This is a genomic window from bacterium (assembly GCA_040755795.1).
Lineage (GTDB): Bacteria > UBA9089 > CG2-30-40-21 > CG2-30-40-21 > SBAY01 > JBFLXS01.
Map to the genome: position 1 here is coordinate 1 of JBFLXS010000211.1, position 6820 is coordinate 6820.

Below are 6820 nucleotides of genomic sequence, written 5' to 3' on the forward strand. Positions count from 1 at the left end.
CGTTCCTACGGAACTGATTGATTTGTCTATCTATTCCTACCGATATTATGTTCCTAACGGAACGATTATTCTCATGCCTTATTTATGGGTATTATCCTATGTAAACTTCCAGTTAATAACCGCTATACCAAATAAAGGAGGACTTCAATGGAAAAGACAAGGGAAGAGGAAATTTTGACAGCTAAAAAGGAAGAGGTGGTAGATATCTATGAAGATTTGCTTAAGAAGGTGTGGGATAGGATTGTACTGACATTAGGGGCGGTTACTGTAGTTGCTCTGTGGCGTAGAGTAATCAAACGGACTGCTAAAAAATATACGATTCTTCAGTACTTAGATGTTACCACTGAGGGAATTCAGTTCCAAAAATTAAAATCCAGAATATCTGAGCAGGAAAAAAAGATTATCAAGGATGGGTTTGAGGAGTTGATATTGGATCTATTTGATCTATTAGCTGAATTGACCGGGGATATGATTGTTGATAAACTATTTAAGAATGAAGTTACAACCAAGCTGAAAAGTATCCCAGAATAACAAAAGTAGAGAGTAGAAAGTAAAGAGAAATAGAGCTGATGCAGGAGGAAAAAATGATACAAGAAAAAAGTAAATCTTATTTAGAAGAACTTTATAAAATCTCGGAGTTGATGAGTTCTACATTTGACTTAGAAGAATTGTTAGAATTGATTATGGACTCAAGTATTAGAGTAACTAAGGCAGATGAAGGCTCCCTGATGCTTTTAGATGATAAAGAAGAAACTCTACAGATTAAGGTTGCAAGAGGTCTGCCAGAAGAGGCTAAGAAATCAGTCAGAATCAAAGTTGGCGAGCCAATTGCAGGCCTGGTAGCTAAAGAGGGAAAACCACTGCTTCTTACACACCAGAGTATTAGACAAGACCCCAGACTTTCAGCCCTTCAGGAGAGAGGAGCTATTAAATCAGCTCTTTCTATCCCCTTAAAGACTAAGGATAAGGTCATTGGGGTACTTAATTTGAATGTCATTATTACTGAGGCTACTTTTACTAAAGAAGATGTAGCACCTCTTACTATTTTTGCTGCGCAAGCTGCCGTGGCGATTGAAAATGCTATGCTTTATTCTACTGCACAGCGCCGGACTGGAGAACTTCTCATACTGAATAGAATTGGCAAAATGCTTAGCTCTACATTTGAACAAGACAAGGTATTAAAATTAATGACAAAAAGTCTTGAGGAGATGATAGAGTTTGATATATTGAGTTTACTTTTGTTAAATAGTGAGCGAGCAATGTTAAATATAATTTCACAAGAGCCTATTTCAGATGAATTAGTGGAGGAGGCTAAATTTCATCTGATTGGTATACTTCGTGAATTTACAAATTGGAATTTTGATAAAAATCCAGTCATTATCAAAAAAGAATTTAGAAAAAAAAGGCGGAAGGTTGCTTACCATCCAATCAAATCTACATTGAGTCTTCCTTTAGTAGCTAAAGATGAGACAATTGGTGCAGTAAGTATTTCAAGCTTTCAACCCAATGCCTTTACTCAGGATAACTTAAGAATGTTTTCTACATTAACACCACAGGTGGCGATTGCCTTAGAGAATGCACGCATTTATATAGATATGCAAGACCTTTACACTGGGACGGTCGAGGCGCTGGCTTCGGAGATAGAAACTCGGAATCCATACACTCGGGGTCATTCAGAGCGGGTAACTCATTATGCGGTTGAAATGGCTAAAAAGTTAGGATTTAATCAAAAAGAGATTGAGGTAATGAGGTATGCAGGACTTCTACATGACCTGGGGAAAATTGGTATTAGTGACCAGGTTTTACTTAAACCAGGTAAATTAACTGATGAAGAATACGACACAATGAAACATCATCCAATTAAGAGTGAATCTATCTTACGGGTAATTGCATTTTTACGACAGATATTACCTATTGTCCGCCATCATCATGAACATTATGATGGAAAAGGCTATCCCAATGGATTAAAGAGTAAAAAGATACCTTTAGGTGCTCGGATTATTGCTGTAGCCGGCGCCTTTGATGCTATCACCTCTGATAGACCTTATCGGAAGGCAAAATCTGTAGAAGAAGCCATCGAGATACTAAAAGAATGCTCAGGCACACAGTTTGATCCAAAGATAGTCAAGGTATTCCTGGAAATAGCAGCTACGGAAAATAGATGATAAAGGAGTGGTGTAGATTTTATTTGTAGGTATTTATTAACCACAAAGTCCACAAAGGAGGAACCACAAAGTTCTCAAAGGAGGCACAAAGGACACAAAGAATGACTGAAAATGAATTATCTAAAATTGTCATAGGATACGCAATAGAAGTTCATAAATTATTAGGCCCAGGTCTGTTGGAATCTGCTTATAAAGAATGTCTGGCATATAAAATAATACAAGGTGGATTATATGTAGAAAAAGAAAAGTCCTTACCATTAGTTTTTGAAGAAGTCAAATTGGAATGTGGTTATAGAATAGATCTTTTAGTTGAGAAAAAATTAATAATAGAAGTTAAGTCGGTTGAAGCCCTTACTGATATTCATTTAGCTCAGATGTTAACTTATTTAAAACTCTCTCATTGTAAATTAGGACTTCTAATCAATTTTAATGTATTATTATTAAAAGATGGTATTAAAAGAGTTATATTATAAATCTTTGTGCTCTTTGTGAAGATACTTTGTGACCTTTGTGGTTGAATTATTTACAGTCCGCACCCATAAAGGAGTAATCTAATGCAAATAACAAAGGATGATTTAGAGGAGAAATTAAATAATCTTTCTTTACTTTACAAAAAGACGGAAGTTTTCTTCTCTTTCTTAGACATAGACGAGTTGGCATTAGAAATAGTTAAGAAGGCAAAGGAATTTTTAGGGGTAGAGATTTGCTCTTTAATGCTTAAAACAGACGATGCCCTATACATTGCCGCCGCAATAGGTTTAGCGAATGATATAATCCAACAGACAAAAATAAAATTAGGTAAGGGTATATCAGGCTGGGTAGCTAAAACAGGTGAGCCACTACTAATCAAAGATATAGAAAAGGATAAAAGAGTCAGGAAAAAACACCAGTCCAAATACCATACCAAATCTTTATTATCAGTGCCACTTAAAAAAGATAATAATGTCCTGGGCGTACTTAACCTGAATAATAAGAAAACTAAAGAGATTTTTAATGAGGATGATTTAAAATTAGCGGCTATATTAGCTAATCAGGCAAGTTTGGCAATCGATAGAATTCAACTCATACAACAGGAAGATGAGCAAAAGAGTATGGTAAAAAAGAGGACTCAAGAGTTAAATTCATTGTATCACTTAGGCATCAGATTAAGTTCTTCACTTAATTATATTGAGCTAATACAAATCCTTGAGGAGGAATTACATAAGATTTTTTATTCACCAATAATACTCTTGATGCTATTTTGGGAAGGGATAAAGAAGGTAATTATCAGCAGCCAATATCGAATTACAGATACGATGATTGAAAGGGTTAAAAATGAGCTAACACATAAATTATCACTATTTTATGATGAAGAGGTAAATTTAGATAGTTTTGAGTTTACTATACATCAAAAAGGGAAAATTCTACCTGTGTCTAAAAAGGAATTAGCTCAACCTATGGCAACTTCATTACTTCTACCGTTAGTCTCAGCAGATAATGTAATTGGGGTAATTAGTTTAGGAAATAATATATCACAACATCCTTTTACCAAAGAAGACCTGAGGTTATTCAATATTATTGCTCATCATGGGGCTGTAGCTATTGAGCAGGCATTATTGCATAAAAGGGTGGAGGAGTTAGCTATTACTGATGGCTTAACTGGATTATTTAATCATCGCCATTTTCAAGAATGTCTGGATACAGAAATTAAACAATCTCACCGCTATGGTGCACCGTTTTCGTTAATTATGTTGGATATAGATGATTTTAAGGATTATAATGATACCTATGGACATGTAGAGGGTGATGCGGCATTAGTAAAGATGGCGAAGGTGATGGAAGAGAGCTTAAGGGAAGTAGATATTATTGCTCGTTATGGTGGGGAGGAATTTGTTGTCATTTTACCTCAGACGGATAATAAAGCGGCTTACTTAGCTGCTAATCGACTACGAGTAGCTGTAAAACGAACGAAGTTTATACAAGACTCTTCTCTTACTATTAGTCTTGGTGTAGCTACTTATCCACAACACGGTGCCCAAAAGATGGAATTAATTAGGAAGGTTGATGAGGCGTTGTATCATGCTAAAAGTCGTGGAAAAAATCAAGTCTGTATTGCAGCTTAATTCACTACGAGTAGTTACGAGTATTTAATTCTAAGTAAAGTTTTGAATAATAACTGCTATATCGACTGGTTAATGACCCTCTGAGTTGTCTTTTGGGACTCCCCAAAATGTCAAGAGAAACAAAAAGATGGCAAAAAATGAAGTAAAGCAATGCCTGGGAGCATAGATATAGCCTTAAGCCCTACGCAACGCTCTCTACCACAATTAATTGTTTTTCCTACAAGAGTTTGTTAACAAACTCTTTTCATAAGTGCCCCTAATCTACCTCCTCTATTCCAGCCTCTTCCATACTTCTTTTAAGCAACTGGTTTAACCCTAACTTCTCTGCCCAATTAAGAAGATAGTTTATATCCAGTCGTTTTCCCTGCACCTTCAGTATCCCTAACACATCTATCCACTGCCTCTCAGATATCTCACCACCTAATTTATACCATTCTAACTTACTCAAAATCGTATCTTCAGGGGTAGCGATATAGGCGGTTTGTTGTGATTCGTGGATTAGGGTCTCTTTATATCGGCGCCTAAATTGCTCCTGGCTATAAGGAATACTACTTGAAACAAAAATATCTATTTTAAACACCAACTTTAAATAGATGACATTAAAAGAGCTTTTTCTTTTAATAGCATCTTTTATCATCTCCTCATCGATATAAAATTCACCTTGAAGAGCTTCTTTCAATGGCAGGATATGCTCCATTTTTAAATCAGCTACTATATCTACATCATTGGTTGCTCTGACTACGCCATGTATAGCGCTTGCTAAAGAGCCACCGATAAAATATGGGATATCTAATTTTTCAAAGACTGATATGACTTTTAAGGCAACAGAAACTGGTTCTAATAACATTAATAACCCTCCTTTTGGGGATCCCAATTGTATGCAGAGATAACCAGTTGACGAGGAAGCACTAATGCCGCCAGCCGCTTTGTGAGTTCTTCATCAGGTGCTTCAGGATACCTCCTCCGCAGACCAATTAAAGCCAATTCTCGACAAGTAGTAGTTATTTGATTTACCATTTCTACTTTTCGCCAGGCAGGTGCCTTTCGTAGCCGCTCAATCAATACCTTCTCTGCCTCAGGATGTGTATCTGGTGATAGTGTTTTCATAATCCTTCCTTACTGTGCCAAAGGTAATGTCAAAAAAAAATTCGACCTGTATGGTTAGGATTAAGCTGCCAGTTTGAACTCTATATTACCTTGTTCAAACCATCTTTTAGCCTCATTGTTTCTTTTCATCGCAGTTATTGAAGCAAGACCTATTGAACCAGACTTAGACCAACTCATCCCATTATGTTTCTGCCTCTCTGACACAATAAGGTCATTCATCTTCTCTCCTATATTACTCGAATTACGAAGACCTAACTTTTTCCTAACCGCATAACATGGAATATCTCTCTTATTTCTCTCAATGTAACCAACTAACTCTTCTATTGCCCCTTTCTTCTTGACCAAATCTTCATCTAAACCATTTAGCATCTTTATGGCTTTATCTGTCAATCCATGCCATAACACGGGTATAAGATTACTTAAAACTTCATTGCGAATCTTATACCCCTTCATTCCTAAACTTAGCTTCTCTTTGCATTTCTTCTCTAAGTGATGCCAATCTAATATTATCCCTATGTTTCTATGCCACGAAAAGGCTTTTAGTATCGCTATCTTAAGCGTCTTTTGCCCATCTATAAAAAACTGAAGGTGAGCCCTTAATAAATCATTATGGAGTAGAAATGCTACCAATATCCTCAATACACTCACTACCCCATAACCATTTAAAACATATGAACTCTTCCCTTTCTGAACATGAACTATTGTGTTGTGAACATACTTCCTATCTTTACCTTCATCTTCTGCCCCACTTTTGCCTCGAGTCTCTTTTTGCCCTTTCACTCCTACATCATCTATAGTGATATGGACACTTCGTTCAGGATCTTCATAACCTACAGGATTACTCCCCAAATTACTATCTACTCCATATTCCCTCTCGCATTCCTTTATCGCCTCTTGAACCTTCTCTTCTCTAAATCTTTTATCCCCTTCCCCTCTATACTCTTTCCCCTTATCCTCAAAACCCTCCCCCTCTCTCCACTTGTTCTCTTCCAATATCTTCCTGCTCTTAAACTCTATGAAATCGTAACCGTTCAGGTGGTAATTTACCGCAGAGACGCAAGAGTTTACAGAGAAGATATGGAAATAAATCAGATAACAGAAAAGATTATTGGTGTAGCCATTGAAATACATAGAACCTGCTTACCAAATGTTCAGCCGGCAAGCCAGATTTGTTAATCCATCCCTGATTTTCATCAGGGCAAGTTTAATGTTGTTGGACTCAAGAGATTGCACTGATGAAAATCAGGGATGTTAAGCCTATCGTCCATAAATTTTAATTTTCTTCTCTGCGTCTCTGTGTCTCTGCGGTGAACGGTTACATGAAATCTATAATCTTTTCCCCTTCTGATTCTGTATTGTTTTGTAATGTTTGTGCCGGCGTAGCTCCTTCTTGATGCCGTATCCGATTTATCAGATTAGCTGTCTTCCTATACGAATCCTCTGTGC

The 6820-nt window shown here is 36.7% G+C and carries 7 protein-coding genes; 4 read left to right on the forward strand and 3 right to left on the reverse strand.

Going from position 1 to position 6820, the window contains the following annotated elements; all coding sequences use genetic code 11:
* Positions 1-147: 147 nt before the first annotated feature.
* From AB1414_13010 to AB1414_13025, 4 genes are all read left to right on the forward strand, one after another.
* The gene (locus tag AB1414_13010) at positions 148-531 is read left to right on the forward strand and encodes a hypothetical protein (protein ID MEW6608342.1); all 384 of its coding nucleotides are present in this window, start codon (positions 148-150) and stop codon (positions 529-531) included.
* A gap of 53 nt (positions 532-584) precedes the next feature.
* Positions 585-2165 (forward strand): HD domain-containing phosphohydrolase, encoded by a 1581-nt coding sequence (locus AB1414_13015; protein ID MEW6608343.1) that lies wholly within the window; start codon positions 585-587, stop codon positions 2163-2165.
* A 101-nt stretch (positions 2166-2266) separates the two neighbouring features.
* Complete coding sequence (locus AB1414_13020; protein ID MEW6608344.1) at positions 2267-2638, forward strand: GxxExxY protein; 372 nt, start codon at positions 2267-2269, stop codon at positions 2636-2638.
* Between the two features lie 81 nt (positions 2639-2719).
* Positions 2720-4267, forward strand: coding sequence for a diguanylate cyclase (locus AB1414_13025; GenBank protein ID MEW6608345.1), 1548 nt, complete (start codon positions 2720-2722; stop codon positions 4265-4267).
* Between the two features lie 256 nt (positions 4268-4523).
* On the opposite strand, the gene AB1414_13030 is transcribed toward AB1414_13025, so the two are convergent.
* Genes AB1414_13030 through AB1414_13040 form a run of 3 tightly spaced genes read right to left on the reverse strand, consistent with a single transcriptional unit; the run spans position 4524 to position 6367 of the window.
* A complete protein-coding gene (locus AB1414_13030; GenBank protein MEW6608346.1) occupies positions 4524-5114 on the reverse strand; it encodes a DUF6036 family nucleotidyltransferase in 591 nt (196 codons plus the stop codon).
* A complete protein-coding gene (locus AB1414_13035) occupies positions 5114-5374 on the reverse strand; it encodes a hypothetical protein (protein MEW6608347.1) in 261 nt (86 codons plus the stop codon). The genes AB1414_13030 and AB1414_13035 overlap by 1 nt, the downstream gene beginning before the upstream one ends.
* A gap of 60 nt (positions 5375-5434) precedes the next feature.
* Positions 5435-6367 carry a hypothetical protein gene (locus AB1414_13040; GenBank protein MEW6608348.1) on the reverse strand — a complete coding sequence of 311 codons (933 nt, stop codon included), beginning with the start codon at positions 6365-6367 and terminating at the stop codon, positions 5435-5437.
* Between the last annotated feature and the right edge of the window lie 453 nt (positions 6368-6820).